Below are 23,832 nucleotides of genomic sequence, written 5' to 3' on the forward strand. Positions count from 1 at the left end.
GACACCTCATATCTACGGTTACCGCAAAACGTAGAGTTGCGGAGGATGGGCGGCAATCGTCTTTTATGCATGGCACCCCTGCGGCTGCCACGCTCTCAAATGCCTACCGCGCGTAGCCGACAGGAATGGATGCACCGCTTTTCAGCTCCTCCATCGAGATCGACGCCGATACGTCGAACAATTCGACCCGGCGCACGAGCTGCTTGTAGATGACGTCATAGTGTTCGACGCGGGGCAAGACGATCTTCAGAATATAGTCGTGATTTCCGGTGAGCCGATGCGCCTCGACGATTTCTGGGATGTCACCGATCGCCTTGCGGAAGGCCTCGATCCACTCGTCGGCATGGTGCGCCGTCTTGATCAGCGCGTAGACCGTGGTCGGCACCCCCATCTTCTCCCGGTCAAGCACGACGATGCGCCTGGCAATATGGCCGCTCTCCTCCAGCCGCTGGATGCGGCGCGAGCATGCGGAGACCGACAGGGCGACGCGATCGGCAAGCTCAGTCACCGAAATGCCGGCATCGGCCTGCAAAAATTCGAGAATCTTTCGGTCACGTTCGTCCAGCATGTGCAACAATCCCCATAAGAGCGCCGTAATTTTGCACAAAATTCCGGAAATACGCAAATCGTTGCGGATTGAATTGTCAAAATCACAAAGATTGCAAACACACGGCGCGTGAATCGCAGCACTATTCCTGCATTCACATTCAAGAGCGGAGAACACCATTATGCGCACCATTGGCCTGATCGGCGGTATGAGTTTCGAAAGTTCGGCGGTCTATTATCGCCAGATCAACGAAATGGTTCGCGACCAGCTGGGTGGCCTCTCGTCCGCCGAAGTGCTGATGTACTCCGTCAATTTCGCCGAGATCGTCGCCTTGCAGAAGGCCGGTCGTTGGGATGACGCCGCCGCCCGCCTCGGCGATGCGGCACACCGCCTGCAGGTAGCCGGCGCCGAATGCGTGCTCATCTGCACCAACACCATGCACCTGATCGCGCCGGAAGTTGCCGCCCGCATCTCCGTGCCGCTCATCCACATCATCGACGAAACTGCCGCGGCGTTGAAGGCCGCCGGAAGCGTAAAGCCGCTGCTGCTCGCCACGCGCTACACCATGGAACACGGCTTTTATGCCGAACGCATGGCTGAGAGCGGTGTCTCCGTCATGGTGCCCGGTCCCGAAGACCGGACCGTGACGCACGACATCATCTTCAACGAACTCTGCGCCGGCATCATCAAGGACGAGTCGCGTCGGAAGCTGAATGCCATCATCGAGCGTGCCAAGGCTGATGGCGCCGATAGCGTCATTCTTGGCTGCACCGAAATCTGCCTCATTCTCGATCCGAATGCATTGATTCTCCCCGGCTTCGACACGACGACCATCCATGCCCAGGCAGCCGTCGATTTTGCTCTCGCCGATGAAGGTGTCCGCAGCAGTTGCGCCGCATAAATCAAGACCAAGTTACTTGACTCAGTCCAATAAATAATGGACATCGTCTCTTATACCGAGGAGACGATGTCCATGACCATTGCCGACGAATTCACGACCATTGATGCCGTCCGTAACTTCAATCGCTTCTACACCAATTTTCTCGGCGTCCTGAACAAGGCCTATCTCGACAGCCCCTATACGTTGACGGATGTGCGCGTGCTGTTCGAAGTCGGGTTTCGCGGCGGCGTTGCCGCCTCGGCATTGACCCGCGATCTGCATCTCGACCCCGCCTATCTCAGCCGCATCGTCAAGCGCTTCCGCGCGGACGGCCTGATAGAGACGACGCCCGACCCCGAAGATGCGCGCAGCCAGGTCATAAAAGTCACCGACAAGGGACAGGCGCAATTCCAGGAATTTGTCCGCCGCTCCCGCGCCCAGATTGCCGGATATTTCGACCGGCTGGCCATTGGCGAGCCCGAGCGCATCGTCGAAGCAATGCGGACGATACAAGACACACTCGGTGCGGACCGAAGTGCCACTTCTCCCGCAATCATCCGCTCTCCCCGGCCCGGTGATATCGGCTGGATCGTGCAGAGCCAGGCGCGTTTCTATACCGAGGAGTTCGGCTGGGATCATCGCTTCGAGGCACTTGTCGCCGAAGTCGCCGGCAAGTTCCTGTCCAGCTTCAATCCGGACAAGGAACGATGCTGGATCGCCGAGCGGAACGGCCTGAACGTCGGTTCCGCCATGATCGCAGACGGCGGCGATGGTGTCGCGAAACTCCGGTTGCTCTATGTCGACAAGACGGCACGCGGCCTCGGCCTCGGCAAGCTGCTGGTCGACGAATGCATCCGCTTCTCGCGCGACGCCGGCTATACCAAGCTTTCGCTCTGGACCAACGACATTCTAGACGCGGCGCGGGCCATCTACATCAAGGCCGGCTTCAGGCTCGTTGCGGAAGAAAAACACCGCATGTTCGGCCCGGAATTGAACGGCCAGACATGGGAACTCGATCTGTGAGCGACGGTTGTATGCGGCGATAGACAGGGCGAGGGTTGATCCCTATCCTCAATACATCCCTGATTTGCATCGAGATATTGCCCCATGACCGCCAGCGCCGGTATCACTATCCTGCCCATCGCCAGCGAGCATATCGAAGGCTTCCACAAGGCGCTCGATATTGTCGCGCGCGAGCGTGAATATCTGACGATGCTTGAAGCATTCCCGCTGGAGGACACGCGCGCTTTCGTGTTCGGCATGATCGCGAAAGGCAATCCGCAATTCGTTGCTTTGGCAGGCAGCGATGTTGTCGGCTGGTGCGATATCAGCCGCCACACCTTCCCTTCCCATGCTCACGCAGGTCACCTTGGAATGGGTATCATCCCTGCCTATCGCGGCAAGGGCCTGAGCCGCAGGCTGATCGAGACGACGCTGCAAGCCGCACGCAACGCCGGCATGGAGCGCGTGGAACTCAGCGTTCATGCCGACAATATCAGAGCGATAGCGCTTTATGAGAAGGTCGGCTTTGTCCGGGAGGGTCTCGCGCGTAGATCCGTGCGCATAGATGGGCGTTACAAGGACGCGATCCACATGGCCATCATTTTCCAATAACGGCAATAAAACAATCAACTTAACACCGACACCTGATAGTGGCGGCCGGTAATAGTTCTGTTGCAGTGCAAAATTCGCTTGATTTGGAAACGATCATTTCCTAAAAGAGTCGCATGACGACGGACACCATCGATATCGCGCCCAAACTGCGCGGCCGCCCTAGGGAATTCGACATGGACGCAGCGCTTGACGAGGCACTGCGGGTCTTTTCCGAGCGCGGCTATTACGCCGCCTCGATCAGCGAATTGACCGAGGCCATGGGCCTGACCGCAGGCAGCGTCTACAAGGCCTTCGGTGACAAGCGCGGCGTCTTCCTCGCCGCCTTCGATCGCTACCGCCATGTGCGCCAGCACCTGCTCGACGACTGCATTGCCGCAGCACCCAACGGCTACGAAAAGCTGCGCGCGCTGATGACATTCTTCGCCGGATCATCATGGGGCGACATTGGCCGCCGGGGTTGCCTTGCCGTTGGCAGCGCCACCGAGCTTGCCCTTTTTGACGATGACGTCGCCAAGCGCATCGGCGTGGCCTTCGATTTTGACGAACGGCGTATTCTCGATCTGATCCGCCTCGGACAGGAGGATGGCTCCATCCCGAAGCATGTCGACGCCGAGAGCACGGCTTGCGCGATCCTCTCCCTCACGAAGGGCATGCGGGTGGTCGGAAAGACCGGCCGCACACAAGAACACATGTTTGCCGCCGCCGAAGCGGCCATGAAACTACTGAACTGATTTTTCATTGAAATATCCGGGAGCATGCTCCCAAGCCCCCATCGAGGACAAGACATGCCTGCAACTGCTGCCGCCAGACGGGAGAGCATGCCGCTCCCGGAGAAGACTATTTCGCCACTAATGACCTTCATGTTCGCCGCCGCCTGCGGGCTGGTGGCTGCCAATATCTACTATGGTCAACCACTCGCTGGCCCCATCAGCCAATCGCTTGGCTTCTCCCCAGCCGCGACCGGCCTGATCGTGACCCTGACACAGATCGGCTACGGCCTCGGTCTGCTCCTGATCGTGCCGCTTGGCGACCTGCTCGAGAACCGGAAGCTGGTGCTGATGCTGGTGGCGCTTGCCGCCCTCGCCCTTATCGCCGCCGCCTTCGCCTCGTCCCCGTCGCTGTTCCTGCTGGCATCGCTCTGCATCGGCCTGGCATCCGTCTCCGTCCAGGTCCTGGTGCCCTTCGCGGCCCACATGGCGCCCGACGCCAGCCGCGGCGCCGTCGTCGGCAATGTCATGAGCGGCCTTCTCTGCGGCATCATGCTGGCCCGCCCGGCAGCAAGCTTCCTCTCCGAGCTTCTTTCATGGCACGCGGTCTACATCATCTCCGCCGCCATCATGATCGGCCTCGCCATCCTCCTGCGCGTCGTGCTGCCAACACGTGTGCCGCACACCAAGCTGCATTACGGCCAGCTGCTGTCTTCCATGGGCCATCTCGCCCTGAATACGCCAGTGCTGCAGCGGCGCGCACTCTATCAGGCCTGCATGTTCGCCGCCTTCAGCCTGTTCTGGACGACGACGCCGCTCCTGCTGGCAAGCCCCGCCTTCGGCTTGACCCAGAACGGCATCGCGCTCTTTGCATTGGCAGGTGCCGCCGGCGCAGTCGCCTCACCTATCGCGGGCCGGGTTGCCGATCGCGGCTGGACGAAACTCGCCACCGCCTTCGCCATGGTGCTCGCCATCGTCGCCTTCTTTATCGGCCATGTCTCGGGCGGCGGTTCGCTGCTGGCGCTGATCACGCTGACGCTCTCCGGCATCATGCTCGATTTCGGCGTGCAGACCAATCTCGTGCTCGGCCAGCGCGCCATCTTCGCGCTCAGCGCCGAGCATCGCAGCCGCCTGAACGGCCTCTATATGGCAACCTTCTTTGGCGGCGGCGCCATCGGTTCGGCACTCGGCGGCTGGGCCTATGCATCGGGCGGCTGGAACCTCGCCTCCTGGTTCGGCATCGCCTTCCCGGTGATTGCGCTGCTGGCTTTCCTGACCGAGCGCAAGAACTGATCAGGACGGCTGCGGAGCAACACTCCGCAGCCAGTCACATTCACTGAGGCCGGCAGCCGCGAATGGATCGACCAGCGTGCCTGAAACGATTGCTGCCAGGATCTGCGGTGCCGGCGGCACCTTGGCGATAGTCGCGACCAGCCGGTCGCGGATCCAGGCCAAGGCAGCCGAATCCGACTGATAGAATGGCGTGAACGCCAGCGACAGCAGCTGGAACAGCCGCACATGCATTCGCCGCGCTCTCGCATAGGCGGAGAATGCCGCTTCAACAGTCTCGTGGCTCGCAAGCGCATGCGCCAGCGCAGCGACATCAAGCAGTGCCATATTTGCACCCTGCCCGAGCTGCGGGCTTGTAGAATGCGCCGCATCGCCGACAAAAACCGTTCGCCCGCTATAGGGTAGCTTCACAGTTCGATGGGCATAGCGCGCCAGCGTCAGCTGATCCCAATCCGTGATCTGCGCGAGCAATGGCTCGCACTCCGGCCAGTAACCACGGAGGGTTTGCTTCCAGCCGTCAAGCCCGCGCCTGCGGACCTCATCGGCATCAGCGACCTTCAGGCTCCAGAACAAGGCGGCCTGTTTCGGCAGATCAGGCTTTCGGTTGCCGACTGGCAAAACACCGATCATGACGCTCGCCTTGTCGTAGCGTTGCGTCAATGCCGCCTGATCCACCAGACCATCCGGACAGTCGAGCGTCGCCCAGAAGGCGCCATAGGTGAGATTTCGCACACGTGGTGCCGCGGGCGAAGCCGCTACCAGTTCGGATCGCGCACCACTGGCATCGATCACAAGATCATAGGGGCCAAGCCGCTCACCGCCTTCGACGCAAATATAGCTGTGATCGCCTTCTTCGATCACGGCGGCAACTTTCTGCCCGGTGAAGATCGGATGTCTTCGGGCGGAGACTTCATCATAGAGCGTATCGAAGAGCGCCGCGCGATGGACGCCAAGCCCATAACGGCCGCCCGGCAGCGCGTTGTAGCGCACGTCGAGAACGGTGCGGCCACGGGTGGTTTCCGTGCCGAACAAGCGATCGATACGATTGCCTGCCGCGTGGATAGCCGGACCAAGCCCGAGCGTCTCGAGCACGGTCAATCCCGTCGGCTGCAGCATCAGCGCCGAGCCGACCGCCGCAGGGCTGTCGAAACGTTCTATGATATCGGTCGTATGACCGGCGCGCGTGAGAAAGAGAGAGGCGGCGAGACCGGCAGGTCCGGCACCGACGATGGCGATCTTCAAAGGCTTCACGGCAAGGCTCAGTCCGGCGATTGATCGAAACGGACGCGTGCTGCACGCACGGCCTCATGATTGGCCTCCGCCCAGTTCAAGAGCATGGCCAGCGGCTCGTACAGCGAACGGCCGAGATTGGTCATGCTGTATTCGACGCTTGGCGGCTTGGTTGGGAAAACCTCGCGGTCGACATAGCCATCGCGCTGCAGGTCACGCAATGTCTGTGTCAGCATGCGCTGGGAAATATCAGGCACGAGGCGGCGCAACTCGCCGAAGCGGTAAGGCCGCTTCGCCAATGTTTCGAGAAGCAGCACCGACCATTTGCCGCCGATCTGCGAGATCAGGTCTCGCACCGGACAATTGGAGAAATCGAGATTGCTAAGGTCGACGTCGCGCAGCGGCGGATCTATGCTGCGCAAATTGACGACGGTGCTGGCGCTCATGCCGGTTCCCTTTTGGTAACGTTGAGCTAAAAAACTGCCTCCTTTACAGGTCGAAGTCAAACACCAATGTAGTGCTAGTCTCTTTTTGAGAGCAACCAACCTCTGCAAGTCCGCGGCGGTCAAACAAGGATAAAGTCATGAGCAGCACTCTTCTCGTCACCGGTGCCGCCGGCCAGCTCGGCCAGCGTGTCATTCATCACCTACTGGAGACATACAAGGTAGCACCCGGTCGTATCATTGCCGCCACCCGCAGCCCGGAGAAGCTTGCCGATCTCGCCGCCAAGGGCGTCGTCACCCGCAAGGCCGATTTCGACGATGCTGCCACGCTTGCCACCGCCTTTGCCGGCGTCGATCGGCTGCTGATCATCAGCACCGACGCGCTTGCCGTTCCCGGCCTGCGCCTGAAACAGCACACGGCTGCCGTCGAAGCTGCGAAGAAGGCCGGCGTGAAGCACATCCTCTACACCTCCATGCCGGCGCCGGAAGGTTCGCTCGTCACCTTCGCACCCGACCATCTCGGCACGGAAAACGCCATCAAGGCCAGCGGCATCGGCTATACGATCCTGCGCGATGCCTGGTATTTCGACAATTATCTCTTGGGCCTGCCGCATAGCCTTGAAGTCGGCAAGTGGTACACCGCCACTGCCGGCGGCCGTACCAGCAATATCAGCCGCGAAGATTGCGCACTCGCCATTGCAGCGGCACTCGCTTCCGACACCACCGAAAATGCGACCTACACTCTGACCGGCTCCACATCGTTGACGATCGAAGACGTAGCATCCGTTGTCAGCAAGATCACCGGCCGCCCGCTGGAAGTCGTTGCGGTCAATGACGAGCAGTTTGCTGGCGGCCTGACTGGCGCCGGCTTGCCGAAATTCGTGGTCGACATGCTCGTCTCCGCCGACGCCAACACCCGCGCCGGCAAATTCGACATCCTGACAAATGATTTCAACAAGCTGACCGGCAAGGAGCCGCAGACGCTGCGCAGCTTCGTCGAAGAACACAAAGCCGCTTTGCTCGGCTGATTGTTCGGCTCGTCAGGCTGGTCTGACATTGCTGCAAGCCTTTGCCTGGCCCTCGCCCCAACCCTCTCCCCGCCATGCGGGGCGGGGGAAGTTTCACGCTTTGTACACAACTTCCAAACGCACCGCATCGACAAACCGGTCGAAATTACACACCCCATACCACCGGCCGTTTGCCGGCGATCCTTTGGGGTGTTTGCGCAATAAACGGCCATTGGGAAGCCGACGATGACTTATATCGAGGACGACGTGCTCTAGTTCAAACGGGATCTTTGATATCAGAGCCGTACGTGTAAGTGCCGTCCCACTCGATAAACGCTTTAGGCCGGACCCGCTTGAAATGGGATTTCACCGGCAACCCTGTATCATCGGATATCCAAATCTTAAAGTAGTCAACCTGCTGGTACGCTAAGTGGTCGTAATTCCAAATTTCGGTCCGGATTCCATCTATAATTTCGCTGCCGAGATGCTCGCAGTTCTCAAGATCGCTGGTTTTTGAATATTGGCGCGGCTCTATATGCCACGGTTTAGAATCTTCATGCCACCACTGCTTGGTGTCAACAAATAGGCTTGTGAAATTGATTGCCTTAACCTTATTGGTGCCGACCAAGCGAATTCGCGATGTAACATTGAATTTTTCCAACATCGCCCTGACGGGCGCACATACATCATCTGCGGCAAAAGCGGGTTTCATTGTGGCGATGGGGATGCAGATCGCAAGTACCATCATCAGAGCTACAGCGTGCTTTTTCATGAAAGTCTCTCCCAACCTGAGCGCGATTCTGGAAATACCAGAGGTCATGAAAGCTGTCACGTCGGTGACAAGAGTTACGATTGCTCGCAGCTTTGCCGTGCAATCTATCAGTTGCTGCCTTGATTGAGAATGATAACGAATATGCTGCCCGCTTTGCGCCGAAGGCGGACGAAGGTCTCGACGGATCACGCCACGCGGCCATTCGTTCACTCTCGGCTTTCCCGGCCAGATGCACCGCTATCGGGGGTGCGTCTGGCCGGGAAATGCTCAGCTCGTTCGGACTGCCGCCCGATCAGCTCAATCCCTCTTCCTTGAGCGCCCTGATCACGGATGGCATCGCCTTCATGCGATCCAGGCAGTTCTGAAGATTTTCCGGCAGTTCGACGCCGCTTCTCGGCGCGACCATCAGAACCCAGAAAAGATAGCAATCGGCAATCGTCATCTCATTGCTCACCAGGAATGCCTTGTCGCCCATCTGATCGGCAAGGATGGCGAAGGACTTCTTGAGCTTCTCGCGGGCGCGATCCTTCTCCGGCTCTGGGAAATCCCTGAAAAAAGGGGTGTAGCTTGCATGGATCTCCGAGGACATGAAGGCGAGCGCCTCGAAGGTCCGCCACCTGAGAATGTTATCGTCGGGCAGGAGTTTGCCGCTCTGTTCCGCAATATAGGCCAGGATGACCTGGTTCTCCGTGAGGATCGCCCCGTCGTCCATCTCAAGGGTTGGGATATAACCCTTCGGATTAATCGACAGAAAATCCCGGCCATCTTCGGTCTTTTTCTCGCGGTTGATGCTGAGGAGCTTGTAGGGAAGCCCGGCCTCGATAAGCGCTATGTGATCAGCCAGGCTGCAGGCGGCGGGATAGTAGAAGAGGTTCATGGTGGTCTCCGTGGGTGGCCCCATCTCGACATTTCCCGGTCGAAGATAAGGTCTACAATGTTGACCACAGCCATTTATGGGACCAAAAACTAACGGTCAAAAGCATATTTTTAGGAGCAGGTCAGATGGATGTGACCGTCAAGCCCGCAGGAGCCGACTGTAAGGGCGTGAGCGAAATCCTCAGCCGCGTCGGCGACAAGTGGACGATCCAGGTGGTTGTCGTACTTCGCGCGGGCTCGCAGCGCTTCAACGGAATCAAGCGGCGTGTGGTGGGTATCTCGCAGCAAATGCTGACGAGGACGCTTAAGACGCTGGAGCGCGACGGCATGGTCGAGCGCACCGTTCACCACAGCACCCCGCCACAGGTCGAATACACGCTAACGCCGCTCGGACATTCCCTGTCGGAAACCGCGCGTCATCTCGCCGATTGGGCTGCAGCCCATCGGGGAGAGATCGAAGACAACCGCCTTCACTACGACACTCGTCAGCTTTGATGAAGCAGCGATCCGATGCTTACGATCGTCGCTGATTAGACCACCTGCCCGCAAGCCCGGCGGAAGCGCCGCACCGTTTCGGCCATGCCATATTCCAGCGCATCGGCGGTCAGCCCATGGCCGATCGAGGTTTCGGCGAGCTTCGGAATGCGCTTCACGAGCGCCGGCAAGTTGGCAACCGTCAGGTCGTGGCCGGCATTGACGTCAAGGCCGTTGGCGAAGGCGGCGTCGGCTGTTTTGCCGAGCGCTTCGAGAATGACGGCGGCCTTCTGCGGATCATCATAGCAACCGCCGTAAGGGCCGGTGTAGAGCTCGATGCGATCGGCGCCGACTTCCCTGGCAATCTTCACCGCGTCAACATCACCGTCGCCATCGGCAAACAGCGACACGCGGCAGCCGATCTTCTTGTATTTGGCGACGACATCGACCAGCAGCTCGCGGTTCTTGCGGAAATCCCAGCCGTGATCCGATGTCGCCTGTGTGGGATCATCGGGCACCAGCGTCACCTGCTCAGGCTCGGCCGAAGCACAGAGATCGAAGAATTCGTCGGAGGGGTAGCCCTCGATATTGAACTCCGCCTCCGGAAATTCGTCATCGATCAGCGCGCGGATTTCGGGCAGATCGGAAAAGCGGACATGACGCTGGTCGGGCCGCGGATGCACCGTGAGACCGCTCGCGCCCGCCGCAAGCGCGATACGGCCAAGTCCCGTGACGCTCGGCCAGGGAAGGTCACGCCGGTTGCGCAGCATAGCGATGGCGTTGAGGTTCACGGAAAGCTTGGCGGGCATGATCGAAATCCCTGATTTTCAGACCGGATGGTAGCGCCGTTTTATGCCATTATGGCCAGCAAAACCAACGAGATTCCGACATCAACCCATGCAAAACTTTGATGGACGTTCGGAACATCGGTCACCACTCGGTGACAGATAGGCCGCAGCGCCACAAGCGCGATGTTATCGGACGATCGTCAGCGTTTCGGCGGCGCGGGTGATAGCCGTATAAAGCCAGCGTTCACGCGTATCGCGGAACGCCCAGCTTTCATCGAACAGCACGACATTGTTCCACTGCGAGCCCTGCGCCTTGTGTACTGTCAGCGCATAGCCGTAATCGAACTCGTCATAGCGCTTGCGGGTCGACCACGGGATCTCGCCCTCGACATCCTCGAAGGCCTGCTTCAGCAGCTTGATCTTCGCCGCACCCCTGTCCATGTCGTCGTCTTCCGGCCGGATCAGCAGGTTGATACCGGGCTTAGTCGTTTCCTTGGAAGAGGTCATCACCTGCCAGAGCGAACCGTTGAGCAGGCCCTTGGCGGGGTCATTGCGCAGGCAGACGAGCTTGTCGCCGGATTGCGGATATTCGGTCGAAAAGCCCTTGAGTTCGCGCAGGCGTTGATTGTAGCGCTTGCGGGTTCGGTTGGTGCCGACGAGCACCTGATCCGCCTCCATGACCAGAGCCTGCGTGACCTCGTTCTTCGAAATCACCTGCGCCGTCCCGTAATCGCCGTGCATGATCTCCTTGCCCTCACGCACATGCATAGCGAGCTGGATGATCGGGTTGTCACGGGCCTGGCGGTGAATATCGGTCAGCAGATAGTCGGGCTCCTGATCGGTGAAGAAGCCACCGCCTGAGATCGGCGGCAACTGGCCGGGGTCGCCAAGCACGAGGATCGGCGTGCCGAAACTCATCAAATCCTTGCCGAGCGCCTCGTCCACCATCGAGCATTCGTCGACGATGATCAGCGCGGCCTTGGCTACGGGGCTCTGGCGGTTGATGGTGAACATCGGCGCGATCGACGTCTTGCCGGTTTCCTCATCCTCGACGGATTCTTCGCCGCGCGGACGGTAGATCAGCGAATGGATTGTTTTGGCGTTGCTGGCTCCGCGCGAACGCAGCACCTGCGCCGCCTTGCCGGTAAAGGCCGCAAACAGGACTTCGCCATCGACATGCTCGGCAAAATGCCGCGCAAGCGTCGTCTTGCCCGTGCCGGCATAGCCGAACAGGCGAAACAGCGGGGAGCGCCCTTCCTTCAGCCATTTGGCAACGGCCTTGAGCGCTTCATCTTGTTGTGGCGCAAATTGCATCGGTCGACTTGGCAGGATTCGGTCTCCGGACGCAAGCCGTAAAAAACATGCCCGCGGCCGGGAATAAAATAAGAACGGAGCGTGTCTCACATCCGGCAGCGCAGAATGCGAGGCCTGGACGGATATGCGTCCATCACCCGAGGAGAGATATCATGAAGACCGTGACATTCCTGGCGGCGCTTGCCGCCGCATCCGCCTTTGCCACAGTCGCCTTCGCCGCTGCGCCGGTGAAGACAGTCGACAGCGCCAAGGGCAAGGTCCTTGCCGGCGAAAACGGCATGACGCTTTACACCTTCAAGAACGACAAGTCGGGTGAATCCAACTGCAACGGCGATTGCGCCAAAGCCTGGCCGCCGTTGATGGCCGATGACAAAGCCAAGGCGGAAGGTGCATATTCCATCATCACCCGCAAGGACGGGATGAAACAGTGGGCAAAGGACGGCGTGCCACTCTATTTCTTCGTTAAGGATGCAAAGTCCGGCGATGTCGCCGGCGATGGCTTTAAGGACGTCTGGAATGCCGCACGGCCCTGACAGGACCGGAAAGGGCGCGGCGACATCCCCGTCCGCGCCCGATAGTTTCGAGGCGGAGGTGCTGACGCTCCTCCCCTCGCTGCGACGTTATTCGCGCAGTCTCACGCGCTCCGACGCCGACGGCGAGGACCTGCTGCAGGACTGCGTGGAAAAGGTGTTGACGCGACGCGACCAGTGGCGCGGGCTGAACCTGCGCGGCTGGGTTCTCACCATCATGACCAATATCTATCGCAACGGATTGCGCCAGCAAGGCAACCGCAGCTTCGTCGATATCGACGACAATAATCATCTGCCTGCGACCGAAACGGATAATGACCCGCTGGAACGCTCGCGGCTGGAGATAGCCCTCAATAGCCTGAGCGAGGAGTATCGCGCAGTGCTGATGCTCGTCGTCGTCGAAGGCTACAGCTATCAGGACGTCGCTGACATGCTGGATATCCCGATCGGCACCGTCATGTCGCGCCTGTCTCGCGCGCGCCAGAAGATGACCAGCCTGATGAGCGCCGACAATGTCATTACGCTTCGGAGGCCAAAATGACCGAACGCAACCCCACCGTGACCGAAGCGGATCTCCACGCCTTTGCCGACGGCCAGCTGCCGCCGGAAAGACAGGCGCAGATGGAGGCATGGCTTGCCGAAAATCCGAAAGACGCCGCCACCGTCGCCGCATGGCAGACCCAGAGCGATGGCATCAAGGCCCTGTTCGCTCCCTATGGGATCTCCAGGGAGGATGATCCGGATCTGATCGCAAGAAGCAGAAGAGCTCTGCTTGAAGAGAAGGCGGCGCCACATAAATTTCGCCGGCTAATTATGTTTGCTGCCTCGCTGACGCTCTTCCTCGCCGGCGCCGTGGCCGGCCATTTCGGCCCGGATCTGTTTGCGAGACCCGAATTGCAATTGACCGCCATGGAAGCCTGGCCACAACAGGCCCACTCCGCCTTCATCGTCTATGCGAGCGAGGTGCGACATCCAGTCGAAGTCGGCGCGGATCAGGAAGCGCATCTCGCCACATGGCTCGGCAAACGCATGAATGTTGCCGGCCTCAAGGTGCCGAGCCTGCAGGTACTTGGTTTCCAGCTGGTGGGCGGCAGACTGCTACCGATCAACGGCACGCCGGGCGCCATGTTCATGTATGAAAATGCCGGCGGCCAACGTCTGACCGTGCTTGTCGGCCACAACACCGCAAACACGACGACCAGCTTCCGTTTCGCCAGCAACGGTGACGTCGAGACCTTCTACTGGATCGATGGCAGCCTCGGTTACACCGTGACCGGCGAAATCTCCCGCGAGATGCTTCAGCGGGTTGCGGACGAATGCTACAAGCAATTCTCGTCTTAGGGCTGCCTAACGCTGCGGATCGTTTTCCAGCGCAATCGGCTGTCCGTGCGGTGTTGCCTCCGCCGCGCGCTGCCAGCTTTGCTGCAAAGTTAGGATCGCACTGGCATCGGCAATACCCTTCGCCACCAGCAGATTGCAGAGAGCCGCCACCCAGCAGTCGAAATAATCGTTGCCGTCAGGCGCACGACCCGGTTTGTGCAGCTCGGCCGAAAGCCGTTCTGCCCATTCGCTCCACGCAAACACGCCTTTCTCATGCAGATGCACGGTCATGGCGAAGGCTTCGGCAGCCCAGGGTTCCGGAAAAACCGGTTCGCCATCAGCAGATTTCGGCAGCTCCGGTGACTGCGCCAGTGACGAAGCGACCTCACACGCGCTCAATATAGCTCTCCCAGGCGTCGATGGAGATCGTCAGCGAGGGATCGGCGCCCTCACCCCAGATTTCCAGACCGTCGAAGACGACTGTGTAAACCCATTGCGGATTCTCGCCACGGCCATGGGCATTATCATCCGGAAAGACAAAGGAGCCCTGCACCGCCTCGACAACACCGGTCTTGGCGCGAGCATATCGCGGTAGCCTCGTATGGCCGGTCGGGTTGAAATTCTTCGTGCGCACGCGATCGCTGACGGCAAAAAGTGGCGCCGTATCGACTGGCCGATCGCAAGGACCACCCTTGGCGAGCACGGCATCGACCATATCCGCCTTTAGAACCCGCTTCGGCGCTCTTCCCTGCTGGAGGGAATGGCCGGTTCGCAGCTCCTCGGCCGTGGCAAAGCCATGCCGCTCCAGCAGTGTATCGATGCCTCTCGTCCAGATTTCGTAGTAGCTGGCGGCGAGATAGTCTGATGGCGGAATGTTTTCCCGCGCGTGCCGGCTCTCGTCAATGTTCCAGGCGCCAAACGCACCGCAGGAGAGCGTGATGCCGAGCGCGCGCTTTTCCCATTCGGCATGGAAATACGGTTCGTTCTGTTCCGGTGCGACCGGACCGAAGCCCATCTGCCCGCCGAGATCGTGCGGCCCGTTCATAGCTCCGCCTCCGGGGATCTCGCGAGCGCCGTTCCGATCATGGCATCGCGGCTGATGAGATCGGCCAAATCAGCCTCGTCCAGATCTTCAGAACCGGCAGGCCGTTGCGGGATGACCAGATAACGTAGCTCCGCCGTCGAATCCCAGACACGGACCTTGGTTTCCTGTGGCAATGCCAGACCAAACTCGGCCAGCACCCCACGTGGATCAATCACGGCGCGCGAGCGATAGGCCGGCGCCTTGTACCAGACGGGCGGCAGCCCGAGCACGGACCACGGATAGCAGGAGCAAAGCGTGCAGACGACCAGATTATGGGTATCCGGCGTATTGAACACGGCGCGCATATGCTCGCCCTGTCGGCCAGTGAAACCGAGGCTCGCGATAGCAGCCGTCGCATCGCGCCGCAGCCAGTCGGCAAAGGCGGGGTCGCTCCAGGCTTTTGCCACCACCTGCGCCCCGTTGCGCGGCCCGACCTTCGTCTCGTAGGTTTCGACGATCCGGTCGATCGCAGCCGGATCGATCAACCCCTTTTCCGTCAGCAGCGTCTCCAGCGCCTTCACGCGCGCCTGCATGTCGGAATAGCTGTTGTCGTGGTCATGATGATGGCGGTCATCATCATCGGGATGCTCATGGGACATGGCTGCCTCCTGTCTTTTCCGATCTACTTTAGCATCGGCCAGAGGCTGAGCACCAGCAGCACCGCCATGGTGATGTTGAACCATTTGAGCCGAACGGGAACCGACAGCCAGTCCCGCAGGGCCGAGCCGAAGCCGGCCCAGGTCGAGACGCTTGGAACGTTCACCGCTGCAAAGGCCAGGCCGACCACCAGCACGCTGAACAGATAGAGTTGCTCGTTGGTATAGGTAGCCATGGCGGTGACGGCCATTACCCACGCCTTGGGATTGACCCATTGAAAGGCGGCGGCGCTGATGAAGCTCATCGGCTGCGCATTGCTTTCACTCTCGCTCAGGCTGCGTGACGTGCCGATCTTCCAGGCGATCCAGACGAGATAGGCCCCGCCGGCGAATTTCAGCACAGTATAGAGCAGCGGTACGGTGTGCAGAACCGCGCCCAGTCCCAATCCAACAGCAATCAGCAGCACAAAGAAGCCGACGCCGATGCCGAGCATATGCGGGATGGTGCGCCGGAAACCGAAATTCACGCCGGATGTAAACAGCATCATATTGTTCGGCCCTGGCGTGATCGAGGTCGTGAATGCAAACAGAAGAAGAGCCAGAAATGTATCCAGCGCCATGAAGCCTCCCCGGACACCGTATGTGACAAAGGGCGGCATCCAAATTCTTTTCAATAGACATTGTCCACGCGCGGATAAACCGACGCATGCCTGAGGCGACATTAATTCGCGCCAAATCCGAAAGCCATAGGGCGATTGTCACGGTGACATCAGTACTGTCGATTGAAAAGCGGCAGAATGAACCTATCCTTCGCTCCTAGAAGTGAGGACATATCATGCGAGACCCGATTCCCACCGTCACTCTCCCCTCCGGCATTGCCGTTCCCGCGCTCGGCCAGGGGACATGGAATATGGGTGATGACGCCTCCCGCGCCCGGGATGAGATCACCAGCCTGAAAACCGGACTGGATCTCGGCATGACGCTGATCGACACCGCCGAAATGTATGCGGATGGTGGCTCAGAGGAAGTCGTCGGGCAGGCCATAGAAGGTCGGCGCGACGAGGTTTTTCTTGTGAGCAAGGTCTATCCTGCCAATGCAAGCCTCAAAGGCGCGGTGGAAGCTTGCGAGCGCAGCCTGAGGCGCCTGAAGACCGATCGCATCGATCTTTACCTGCTCCATTGGCGCGGCAATCATCCGTTGGAAGAAACGGTGGAAGCCTTCGAAAAACTGAAGGCGGCCGGCAAGATCGAGGCCTGGGGCGTGTCGAATTTCGACGTCGACGATATGGATGAACTGCTCGCGGTGCCAAACGGCGGCAATGTCGCGGCCAATCAGGTGCTCTACAATCTGGCCCGGCGCGGCATCGAATATGATCTGCTGCCCTGGTGCCAGGAGCGCAGCATTCCGATCATGGCCTATTCCCCCATTGAACAGGGCCGCCTGCTCGACCATTCGGATTTGATCCACATCGCCAAGACCTATCAAGCCACGCCCGCCCAGGTCGCGCTTGCCTTCCTGCTGGAACGCGACGGCGTGATGGCCATTCCGAAATCCTCGAACCCGCAGCGCATCGAGGAAAATCGCGGCTGCATTGACCTCGACATTACCGACGAGGATTGGGCCGTCCTCGATGCCGCTTTCCCGCCGCCATCGCGAAAGAAGTCGTTGGACATGCTGTAGGCTGTGTAGACGAAATCAACGTAGCGTCGCACCCAAACCGACCAAGCCGTCTTGCGAGGTACAGCTAGCAAGTTTTTCGATTGAGAATACTATGAGAGCGCCGTTACCGAGGTTGCCAGCCCGGCGCGTTTTCCAAAACGGGTGGCCAATGCGGCTCGTGCTCGTGATCGGCCCACGGTGGATCAACTACATAGTCCGGGTCGCAATACTGACGAAGCCATTGAGCGGCACGCTCCTCGCAGTATCGGGAGTTCAAAGGGGCACCTTCCTCATTTAACTCCATGTTGTTCGTAAAAACGGTGAAAAGTGTTTCCATTGCGCTCGGTTCATGGAGCACTTCCGAATAATCCACGCCCTCAAGCAATGGGTATCCAACCGAACCGTTCGCAATCCAAAGGGAAAATCTAGCTATTGCTCCGCGAAGATCGGGATGCATCCGGCGAGGCTTACCCTCTTCTTTTAAGTTATCCATTCATACCCTCCATCTTTCGCGCATTTAAAAAACACCTCTCTCGATCTGAGAGGTCAAACAACACCTGTCGTCTGGCAAAAAATGCCTCCGATGTTCCATTGGCAATAGGCGAGCGCACTTTCTCTGCAGCTGGTGTGATGGGAAAGTTACAGCTCCATCCGCAAATTGGTTTCCCGAAAGGAGCAAGTAGCAAACCTTCCATGACAGTCGGTGTCTTTGAATAGGGGGATGAATGTCTTATCGGTCGAAGACTATGTTCGGGACCTAGCCAAGAGCCGCCGCCCTCTGCTGCGCGACGATCAACTCGATCGCCTGAAAGACGTCGATCTCCCGCCAGTCCGTCGGGTCGCGATAGGTCGGATAAAGCGAAAAGGCGGCAGCGGCAATCTGGTCGACGGTCCGCAGCTTGGTGCGCCTGCCTGCCAGCGCCGCCTTGGTGTAGACGCCGTAGTGATCCTGCGTCACGCCCCAGCCGGCATAGAACGGCGCGGCATAGCAGCGGACCGGAAGCCCGCGCAGCAGCGCATCGAAACCGAACTGGCTGGAGACTGTCCAGACCTCGTCGACAACTTCGAGGATCGAGGCCACGGATACGGCATCGTCGACCAGCACTGCATCCCCCTTTGCGGCATCTGCAGTCAGATATCCCTTGCGAAGTCCGGCCATGACATCGGGATGGGTGCGGATCAGGCATTGCGCGCCGCTTGCCAGCCCATCGGCCAACATCTTCTTGAAAGAAGCTTCCGAACCGAGCGCCCTGCCGACCGAAACATCCCCGACCACCTGATCGACCAGCAGGATGCGGCGCTTGCCCGTCCGTTCGATCCGGGGCGGTCGATGCGGCAAATGATTATATTTCGATAGTCTGTTGAGAACGATCTGCTCCCGAACGGCGCTACCGAGAGCACCCGCATCGCCGGCGCCCTCTATGAGACGTTCAAGGCGTGACGGCCGGTTTGCATCGACGGGCAAGCCGAGATCATCCATCACGATGGAAAGCGGAATAGCCCCCGCCTTGCCGAGCCCGACGGAACGGAGAAAACCATCCTCCAGATACCAGTGCGGCAGATGACGAAACCGGGCAATGGCCGCCGCCGTCTTGGCGGATATGCGGCCACCCCAAGAAATGATGCCGCCTATGCCGGGTGAGACAACCGAGGCAAGCCTCTGCTTTCCGAAATATTGATTGAGCCAGGGAAAATCATTGCGCACGAAGAAGGCGGCGCCGAGCCGCATGTCCGCCGGCGGATGCCAGGGCTTTTCGCCGATATCGGGAAAAATCTCGCCAGCGACGGCCGCCACCTCTGCTACCCCGTATAAATCAAGCCGTCGATCGGCCCGAGCGTCGCAAAGGCTAGGCGACGCCCGCAAGCCGGTCAATGACAGAGGGTCATTACATCCCCTGCGAGCCGCGATTCATCGCTGCGATGCCGGTACGGCAGACTTCGATCAGGCCGAGCGGCTTGATGATGGCGATGAACTGATCGATCTTCGAGGACTTGCCGGTGATCTCGAGAATGAAGTGCTCGACGGTTGCGTCCACCACCTTGGCATGGAAGGCATCGGCCAGCCGCAGCGTCTCGGCGCGGGTCTCGCCGCTTCCGGTCACCTTCAGCAGCGCCACTTCGCGCTCGATCGGCCGCTCCTGGCCGAGTTCGCGGGCGCGCACTGTCAGATCGACGACGCGGTGAACGGGAACGATACGCTCAAGCTGTGCCTTGATCTGCTCGAGCACCTGCGGCGTGCCCCGCGTGACGACGGTGATGCGCGACAGATGCGCCTGATGTTCAGTCTCCGAAACCGTGAGGCTTTCGATGTTGTAGCCCCGGCCGGAGAAAAGGCCGATGACGCGGGCGAGAACGCCGGGCTCGTTGTCGACCAGTACAGAAAGCGTGTGGCTCTCGGCGACTGCGGTCTCCGGCGAGATAAAATAGGCTGAGCCGGTGGGTTGAAGGTGTGCGTTCATTGTCCTTGTTCCGTTTCCTAAGGTTCTGTTCGCTATGCCAACGAGATCGACTGCCGGGGCATGGTCTCTACCCTGCCCCGGCTATGCGATCAAACGAGCTGGCGACCCTTGGCGTCGATGGCGTTTGCAACAACCTCGTCGGTGGCTTCATCCGGCAGCAGCATCTCGTTATGCGCCTTGCCCGAGGGGATCATCGGGAAGCAGTTGGCGAGATTGGCGACGCGGCAATCGAAAATGACCGGCTTGTCGACGTCGATCATCTCCTGGATCATCGCATCGAGATCGCCTGGCTTTTCGCAACGCAGGCCTACTGCGCCATAGGCTTCGGCCAGCTTGACGAAATCGGGCATCGCTTCCGTATAGGAGTTGGACAGGCGGTTGCCATGCAGCAGCTGCTGCCACTGGCGAACCATGCCCATGTACTGGTTGTTCAGGATGAAGATCTTGATCGGCGCATTGTGCTGGATCGCGGCCGACATTTCCTGAATGCACATCTGGATCGAGGCATCACCGGCAATGTCGATGACCAAGCTTTCCGGATGAGCGATCTGAACGCCGAGCGCCGCCGGCAGGCCGTAGCCCATCGTGCCGAGGCCGCCCGAGGTCATCCAGCGGTTCGGCTGTTCGAAACCATAGAACTGTGCCGCCCACATCTGGTGCTGGCCGACTTCCGTGGTGATGTAAGTGTCGCGATGCTTTGTCAGCTCGTAGAGGCGCTGGATGGCATATTGCGGCATGATGACATCGTCGTTCGGCTTGTAGGCAAAGGAATTGCGCGCACGCCAGCGGGCGATATTTCCCCACCAGTCGCCAAGACGTTCAGCAGCCGGCTTCTGCGGCAGCGCCCGCCACAAGCGAACCATGTCTTCCAGAACATTGCCGACATCGCCGAGGATGCCGATATCGACGTGAACGTTCTTGTTGATCGACGACGGGTCGATGTCGATGTGGATCTTCTTCGAATTCGGCGAGAAGGCATTGAGGCGGCCGGTAATACGGTCGTCGAAGCGCGCGCCGATACAGACCATGACGTCGCAATCATGCATCGCCATGTTGGCCTCGTAGGAGCCGTGCATGCCCAGCATGCCGAGCCAGTTCTTGCCCGATGCCGGGTAAGCACCGAGGCCCATCAGCGTCGAGGTGATCGGGAAGCCAGTCAGCTCGACCAATTCGCGCAGCAGCTTGGAAGCTTCCGGGCCCGAATTGACGACACCACCGCCGGAATAGATGACCGGCTGACGTGCATTCTTCATCAACTCGATGGCCTGATTGATCTTGTTGAGATCGCCCTGAACCTTCGGCTGATAGCTCTTCTGTGCATCATGCGCTTCCGGAGGCGTATAAGTGCCGGTGGCGAACTGAACATCCTTCGGAATATCGACGACGACAGGACCGGGTCGGCCTGATTGCGCAATGCGGAAGGCTTCATGAATGACGGCGGCGAGCTGGTTGACGTCCTTGACCAGCCAGTTGTGCTTGGTGCACGGCCTGGTGATGCCGACCGTATCGCATTCCTGGAAGGCGTCCGAGCCGATCAGCGACGTCGGAACCTGGCCGGTCAGGCAGACCAGCGGGATCGAGTCCATCAGGGCATCCTGCAGCGGCGTGACGGCATTGGTCGCGCCGGGCCCGGAGGTAACCAGCATGACGCCGACCTTGCCGGTGGAGCGGGCATAGCCTTCGGCCGCGTGGCCGGCGCCCTGCTCGTGGCGAACCAGAATGTGCTGGATGTCGTCCTGCTGGAAAATCTCGTCGTAGATCGGAAGCACCGCGCCGCCCGGATAACCGAAGATGTGTTCGACGCCGTTGTCCTTGAGCGCCTGCAACACGATCTCCGCGCCTGTCATTCGATTGCCGCTCGCCTGATTATCTGTGCCGGTCATACGTTTGTTCCGCTGTCTACTGGAGGTTTGGAAGGATGAAATCTCAATTTCGGGCATAAAAAAAGGCCCCTTAGGGAGCCTGTCATCTAGCGCATGGGTGGCTATCGCCGGATGGTTACACCATCCTGCCCATGCGCCTTCCCACCACGATAAGTACGATAGAGATTTTCATGGGGTGGAGTGATAGACAGAAAATTTCGAAGCGTCAACGTATTAAGCAATAAAAAATCCCGACCTTTCCTACTCCGAATAAAAAGCGCTTGATGCCGAAAGGGTTTTGTTAAGCCGCTCTCCCTATGCTTCGGCATCCAACGCTTGGGGTAGCCGTTTGCTCAACAATGATCTGCAGACATCTGGCAAGGCCGGAGACCTTGATCGCCGCGATAGACTGAAGCCGGGAAACCGTTTCCTCGGCCGTGTCGTCGCGTGCAACGGTTCAAGAGCAACGATCGCCGCCGTCGCCGAGGCCGGAGGCACCGACCTGACCGAGCTCTGGTCGGTCGGCAAGCTGATTTCCATCAGTGTCGGGTCAAACCGCGTCGCCGCCCTCGTCTATTCCATGAATACCAATAGTATCGGCTGGGGCGAAGGGCAGGACAACCTCTTCCGCATCGAGGTCGAGCTTTTGGGCGAAGTTCGCGTCGAGCCGGATGGCCGCGAAGAATTCTCCAGCGGCATTTCCGCCTATCCCTATCTCGGCGCGATCGCGCATCGTATCCGCGCCAGCGACCTCATCCGCATTTTCGATGCCGGCAAGGGCAATAGCTGTGTCATCGGCAAGCTGACGCAGGACGAAAGCATCGATGCCGCCATCCATATTCCGTCGATGTTGTCTAAGCATTTCGCCGTCGTCGGCTCGACCGGTGTCGGCAAATCGACGGCCGTCTCGCTGCTGCTGCACAAGGCCATCAGCACCGATCCGAAGCTGCGGGTCCTGATCCTCGACCCTCATAACGAATTCGCCGCCGCCTTCCCGCGGCATGCCGTCGTCATCGATACCGATACCCTCGACCTGCCCTTCTGGCTGATGCGGCTGGAAGAATTCGGCGAGGTCGTCTTCCGCGGCCGGCCCGCAGTCCCGGAAGAACTCGATGCGTTGCGCGATCTCATTCCCGAGGCGAAGCGCGCCTTCCGCGGCGGCAGCGATTCCGCTTTCATGCGCCGCCAGACGGAAAAGGCATCCGTCACCGCCGACACGCCGCTTCCCTACCGCATGGCCGACCTGCTGGCGCTGATCGATGAACGCATCGGCCGGCTGGAGGGCCGTCAGGAGAAGCCGCATCTGCGCTCGTTGAAGATGCGCGTCATCTCCGCGATCAACGATCCGCGCTATAATTTCATGTTCTCCAACAATACGATCACCGATACGATCATGGAAACCATAGCCAAGATCTTCCGCATCCCTGGCGACGGCAAACCGATCTGCACCTTCCAGCTCGCGGGCATCCCGTCCGAAGTCATTAATTCCGTCGCCTCGGTCCTCTGCCGCATGGCCTTCGAACTGGCGCTGTGGAGCGACGGCGCGATCCACATGCTCGTCGTCTGCGAGGAAGCGCACCGTTATATCCCCGCCGATCAGAGCCTCGGCTTCTTCCCGACGCGGCAGGCGATCGCCCGCATCGCCAAGGAAGGCCGCAAATACGGCGTCTCGCTTGGGATCATCACCCAGCGTCCGGGCGAACTCGACCAGACGATCCTGTCGCAGTGCTCGACGCTCTTCGCCATGCGCCTTGCCAACGACCACGATCAGGACATCATCCGCTCGGCTATCCCGAACTCCTCGATCTCGACGACCAGCTTCCTGTCTTCGATCGGCAATGGCGAAGCCATCGCATTCGGCGAAGCCATTGCCGTGCCGATGCGCATGCGTTTTTCGCGCGTCGAGGGGCATATGCTGCCGAAAGCCAATGGCAATGCGGCGAAGGCCAGCGAAGAATCGCCGGATACCGTCGACCTGCGCACCATCGTCAGCCGCATGCGCTCGATTTCCAGCCCCGATATCAGCGCCCTGCAGCAAAGTTATAGCGCCGCCGCCGATATCGGAAACGAAGTCAGCGATCTGGTCATCGAGCAGACGTCGGCGCGTGTCGCGGAGATGGACGCACCGTTAAACGAACCATATCGCCCGGATATGCTACCGCGCGCTGCGGGTCTGCAGGCTGAACTGCCGGTACAGACATCGATTGAAAGCAAGCTTGCGGAGCTTCGCCGCGAATTCCGAGGCGATGATGCGGCGGGCACGCGCACCTTGCCGCCCCGAGAAGCACCCCCGTCGCTGCGGCGCGAGCCCGGCCTTTCCTTGCGTGACAGCATTCTGAAGAAGCCGCTCAGCAGCCTTTACGACAAGGATTGATGTCA

Annotated in this window: 27 protein-coding genes; 12 read left to right on the forward strand and 15 right to left on the reverse strand. The window is 59.7% G+C overall.

The window, feature by feature from the left end; genetic code table 11:
• Positions 1 to 103: 103 nt before the first annotated feature.
• Positions 104 to 568, reverse strand: coding sequence for an Lrp/AsnC family transcriptional regulator (locus ACQZ6F_RS07790; protein ID WP_449092212.1), 465 nt, complete (start codon positions 566 to 568; stop codon positions 104 to 106).
• A gap of 160 nt (positions 569 to 728) precedes the next feature.
• On the opposite strand from ACQZ6F_RS07790, the gene ACQZ6F_RS07795 reads away from it, so the two are divergent.
• From ACQZ6F_RS07795 to ACQZ6F_RS07815, 5 genes are all read left to right on the forward strand, one after another.
• Positions 729 to 1,448, forward strand: a complete 720-nt coding sequence (locus tag ACQZ6F_RS07795; RefSeq protein ID WP_449092211.1) for an aspartate/glutamate racemase family protein — start codon at positions 729 to 731, stop codon at positions 1,446 to 1,448.
• A 72-nt stretch (positions 1,449 to 1,520) separates the two neighbouring features.
• Entirely contained in the window at positions 1,521 to 2,450 is a 930-nt protein-coding gene (locus ACQZ6F_RS07800; protein WP_449092210.1) for a bifunctional helix-turn-helix transcriptional regulator/GNAT family N-acetyltransferase, read from the forward strand.
• Positions 2,451 to 2,534: 84 nt separating this feature from the next.
• A complete protein-coding gene (locus ACQZ6F_RS07805; RefSeq protein WP_449092209.1) occupies positions 2,535 to 3,041 on the forward strand; it encodes an N-acetyltransferase family protein in 507 nt (168 codons plus the stop codon).
• A 113-nt stretch (positions 3,042 to 3,154) separates the two neighbouring features.
• Entirely contained in the window at positions 3,155 to 3,772 is a 618-nt protein-coding gene (locus tag ACQZ6F_RS07810; protein WP_449092208.1) for a TetR/AcrR family transcriptional regulator, read from the forward strand.
• Between the two features lie 54 nt (positions 3,773 to 3,826).
• Positions 3,827 to 5,041 carry an MFS transporter gene (locus ACQZ6F_RS07815; RefSeq protein ID WP_449092207.1) on the forward strand — a complete coding sequence of 405 codons (1,215 nt, stop codon included), beginning with the start codon at positions 3,827 to 3,829 and terminating at the stop codon, positions 5,039 to 5,041.
• On the opposite strand, the gene ACQZ6F_RS07820 is transcribed toward ACQZ6F_RS07815, so the two are convergent.
• On the reverse strand, positions 5,042 to 6,289 hold the full coding sequence (locus tag ACQZ6F_RS07820) for an FAD-dependent oxidoreductase (protein ID WP_449092206.1): 1,248 nt from the start codon (positions 6,287 to 6,289) through the stop codon (positions 5,042 to 5,044).
• Positions 6,290 to 6,297: 8 nt separating this feature from the next.
• Positions 6,298 to 6,714, reverse strand: a complete 417-nt coding sequence (locus tag ACQZ6F_RS07825; RefSeq protein WP_077468933.1) for a winged helix-turn-helix transcriptional regulator — start codon at positions 6,712 to 6,714, stop codon at positions 6,298 to 6,300.
• Positions 6,715 to 6,851: 137 nt separating this feature from the next.
• On the opposite strand from ACQZ6F_RS07825, the gene ACQZ6F_RS07830 reads away from it, so the two are divergent.
• Positions 6,852 to 7,739, forward strand: a complete 888-nt coding sequence (locus ACQZ6F_RS07830; RefSeq protein WP_449092205.1) for an SDR family oxidoreductase — start codon at positions 6,852 to 6,854, stop codon at positions 7,737 to 7,739.
• A gap of 256 nt (positions 7,740 to 7,995) precedes the next feature.
• Here the strand turns inward: ACQZ6F_RS07830 and ACQZ6F_RS07835 are convergent, their stop codons facing one another.
• Together ACQZ6F_RS07835 and ACQZ6F_RS07840 are read right to left on the reverse strand one after the other, a co-directional pair.
• Complete coding sequence (locus ACQZ6F_RS07835; protein ID WP_449092204.1) at positions 7,996 to 8,700, reverse strand: hypothetical protein; 705 nt, start codon at positions 8,698 to 8,700, stop codon at positions 7,996 to 7,998.
• A gap of 82 nt (positions 8,701 to 8,782) precedes the next feature.
• Positions 8,783 to 9,367: a glutathione binding-like protein gene (locus tag ACQZ6F_RS07840; protein WP_449092404.1), complete on the reverse strand. Its 585-nt coding sequence runs from the start codon at positions 9,365 to 9,367 to the stop codon at positions 8,783 to 8,785.
• A 125-nt stretch (positions 9,368 to 9,492) separates the two neighbouring features.
• On the opposite strand from ACQZ6F_RS07840, the gene ACQZ6F_RS07845 reads away from it, so the two are divergent.
• Positions 9,493 to 9,861, forward strand: coding sequence for a winged helix-turn-helix transcriptional regulator (locus tag ACQZ6F_RS07845; protein WP_077468940.1), 369 nt, complete (start codon positions 9,493 to 9,495; stop codon positions 9,859 to 9,861).
• A 35-nt stretch (positions 9,862 to 9,896) separates the two neighbouring features.
• Here ACQZ6F_RS07845 and ACQZ6F_RS07850 read toward each other — a convergent pair whose 3' ends face one another.
• The gene (locus ACQZ6F_RS07850) at positions 9,897 to 10,649 is read right to left on the reverse strand and encodes a pyridoxine 5'-phosphate synthase (RefSeq protein WP_449092203.1); all 753 of its coding nucleotides are present in this window, start codon (positions 10,647 to 10,649) and stop codon (positions 9,897 to 9,899) included.
• A gap of 165 nt (positions 10,650 to 10,814) precedes the next feature.
• Complete coding sequence (locus ACQZ6F_RS07855; protein ID WP_068398620.1) at positions 10,815 to 11,942, reverse strand: ATP-dependent DNA helicase; 1,128 nt, start codon at positions 11,940 to 11,942, stop codon at positions 10,815 to 10,817.
• A gap of 152 nt (positions 11,943 to 12,094) precedes the next feature.
• On the opposite strand from ACQZ6F_RS07855, the gene ACQZ6F_RS07860 reads away from it, so the two are divergent.
• From ACQZ6F_RS07860 to ACQZ6F_RS07870, 3 genes are read left to right on the forward strand one after another with little or no spacing between them, the layout of a single operon-like run.
• Complete coding sequence (locus tag ACQZ6F_RS07860) at positions 12,095 to 12,475, forward strand: COG4315 family predicted lipoprotein (protein ID WP_449092202.1); 381 nt, start codon at positions 12,095 to 12,097, stop codon at positions 12,473 to 12,475.
• The gene (locus ACQZ6F_RS07865; protein ID WP_077468945.1) at positions 12,459 to 13,013 is read left to right on the forward strand and encodes an RNA polymerase sigma factor; all 555 of its coding nucleotides are present in this window, start codon (positions 12,459 to 12,461) and stop codon (positions 13,011 to 13,013) included. Before ACQZ6F_RS07860 ends, ACQZ6F_RS07865 begins: the two co-directional genes overlap by 17 nt.
• Positions 13,010 to 13,813, forward strand: a complete 804-nt coding sequence (locus tag ACQZ6F_RS07870) for an anti-sigma factor family protein (RefSeq protein ID WP_449092201.1) — start codon at positions 13,010 to 13,012, stop codon at positions 13,811 to 13,813. The genes ACQZ6F_RS07865 and ACQZ6F_RS07870 overlap by 4 nt, the downstream gene beginning before the upstream one ends.
• Before the next feature lie 6 nt (positions 13,814 to 13,819).
• Here ACQZ6F_RS07870 and ACQZ6F_RS07875 read toward each other — a convergent pair whose 3' ends face one another.
• The 4 genes from ACQZ6F_RS07875 to ACQZ6F_RS07890 are packed head-to-tail and all read right to left on the reverse strand — an operon-like array spanning position 13,820 to position 16,092.
• Complete coding sequence (locus tag ACQZ6F_RS07875) at positions 13,820 to 14,191, reverse strand: nitrile hydratase accessory protein (protein ID WP_449092200.1); 372 nt, start codon at positions 14,189 to 14,191, stop codon at positions 13,820 to 13,822.
• Positions 14,178 to 14,837, reverse strand: a complete 660-nt coding sequence (gene nthB, locus ACQZ6F_RS07880; RefSeq protein ID WP_449092199.1) for a nitrile hydratase subunit beta — start codon at positions 14,835 to 14,837, stop codon at positions 14,178 to 14,180. Before nthB ends, ACQZ6F_RS07875 begins: the two co-directional genes overlap by 14 nt.
• Entirely contained in the window at positions 14,834 to 15,475 is a 642-nt protein-coding gene (gene nthA / locus ACQZ6F_RS07885; protein ID WP_449092198.1) for a nitrile hydratase subunit alpha, read from the reverse strand. The genes nthB and nthA overlap by 4 nt, the downstream gene beginning before the upstream one ends.
• Before the next feature lie 23 nt (positions 15,476 to 15,498).
• Positions 15,499 to 16,092 (reverse strand): LysE family translocator, encoded by a 594-nt coding sequence (locus tag ACQZ6F_RS07890; protein WP_449092197.1) that lies wholly within the window; start codon positions 16,090 to 16,092, stop codon positions 15,499 to 15,501.
• Positions 16,093 to 16,304: 212 nt separating this feature from the next.
• Here ACQZ6F_RS07890 and ACQZ6F_RS07895 point away from each other — a divergent pair, with 212 nt between their 5' ends.
• Positions 16,305 to 17,153, forward strand: a complete 849-nt coding sequence (locus tag ACQZ6F_RS07895; protein WP_449092403.1) for an aldo/keto reductase — start codon at positions 16,305 to 16,307, stop codon at positions 17,151 to 17,153.
• 103 nt (positions 17,154 to 17,256) lie between these two features.
• On the opposite strand, the gene ACQZ6F_RS07900 is transcribed toward ACQZ6F_RS07895, so the two are convergent.
• From ACQZ6F_RS07900 to ACQZ6F_RS07915, 4 genes are all read right to left on the reverse strand, one after another.
• Complete coding sequence (locus tag ACQZ6F_RS07900; RefSeq protein ID WP_449092196.1) at positions 17,257 to 17,625, reverse strand: DUF7677 family protein; 369 nt, start codon at positions 17,623 to 17,625, stop codon at positions 17,257 to 17,259.
• 264 nt (positions 17,626 to 17,889) lie between these two features.
• Positions 17,890 to 18,927, reverse strand: coding sequence for a capsular polysaccharide export protein, LipB/KpsS family (locus tag ACQZ6F_RS07905; RefSeq protein ID WP_449092195.1), 1,038 nt, complete (start codon positions 18,925 to 18,927; stop codon positions 17,890 to 17,892).
• A gap of 91 nt (positions 18,928 to 19,018) precedes the next feature.
• The gene (gene ilvN / locus ACQZ6F_RS07910) at positions 19,019 to 19,591 is read right to left on the reverse strand and encodes an acetolactate synthase small subunit (RefSeq protein WP_174071602.1); all 573 of its coding nucleotides are present in this window, start codon (positions 19,589 to 19,591) and stop codon (positions 19,019 to 19,021) included.
• An 89-nt stretch (positions 19,592 to 19,680) separates the two neighbouring features.
• Positions 19,681 to 21,474 carry an acetolactate synthase 3 large subunit gene (locus ACQZ6F_RS07915; RefSeq protein WP_449092194.1) on the reverse strand — a complete coding sequence of 598 codons (1,794 nt, stop codon included), beginning with the start codon at positions 21,472 to 21,474 and terminating at the stop codon, positions 19,681 to 19,683.
• A 328-nt stretch (positions 21,475 to 21,802) separates the two neighbouring features.
• Here ACQZ6F_RS07915 and ACQZ6F_RS07920 point away from each other — a divergent pair, with 328 nt between their 5' ends.
• On the forward strand, positions 21,803 to 23,827 hold the full coding sequence (locus ACQZ6F_RS07920; RefSeq protein WP_449092193.1) for an ATP-binding protein: 2,025 nt from the start codon (positions 21,803 to 21,805) through the stop codon (positions 23,825 to 23,827).
• The last annotated feature ends 5 nt before the right edge of the window (positions 23,828 to 23,832 follow it).

Source organism: Rhizobium sp. A22-96, from assembly GCF_053521805.1.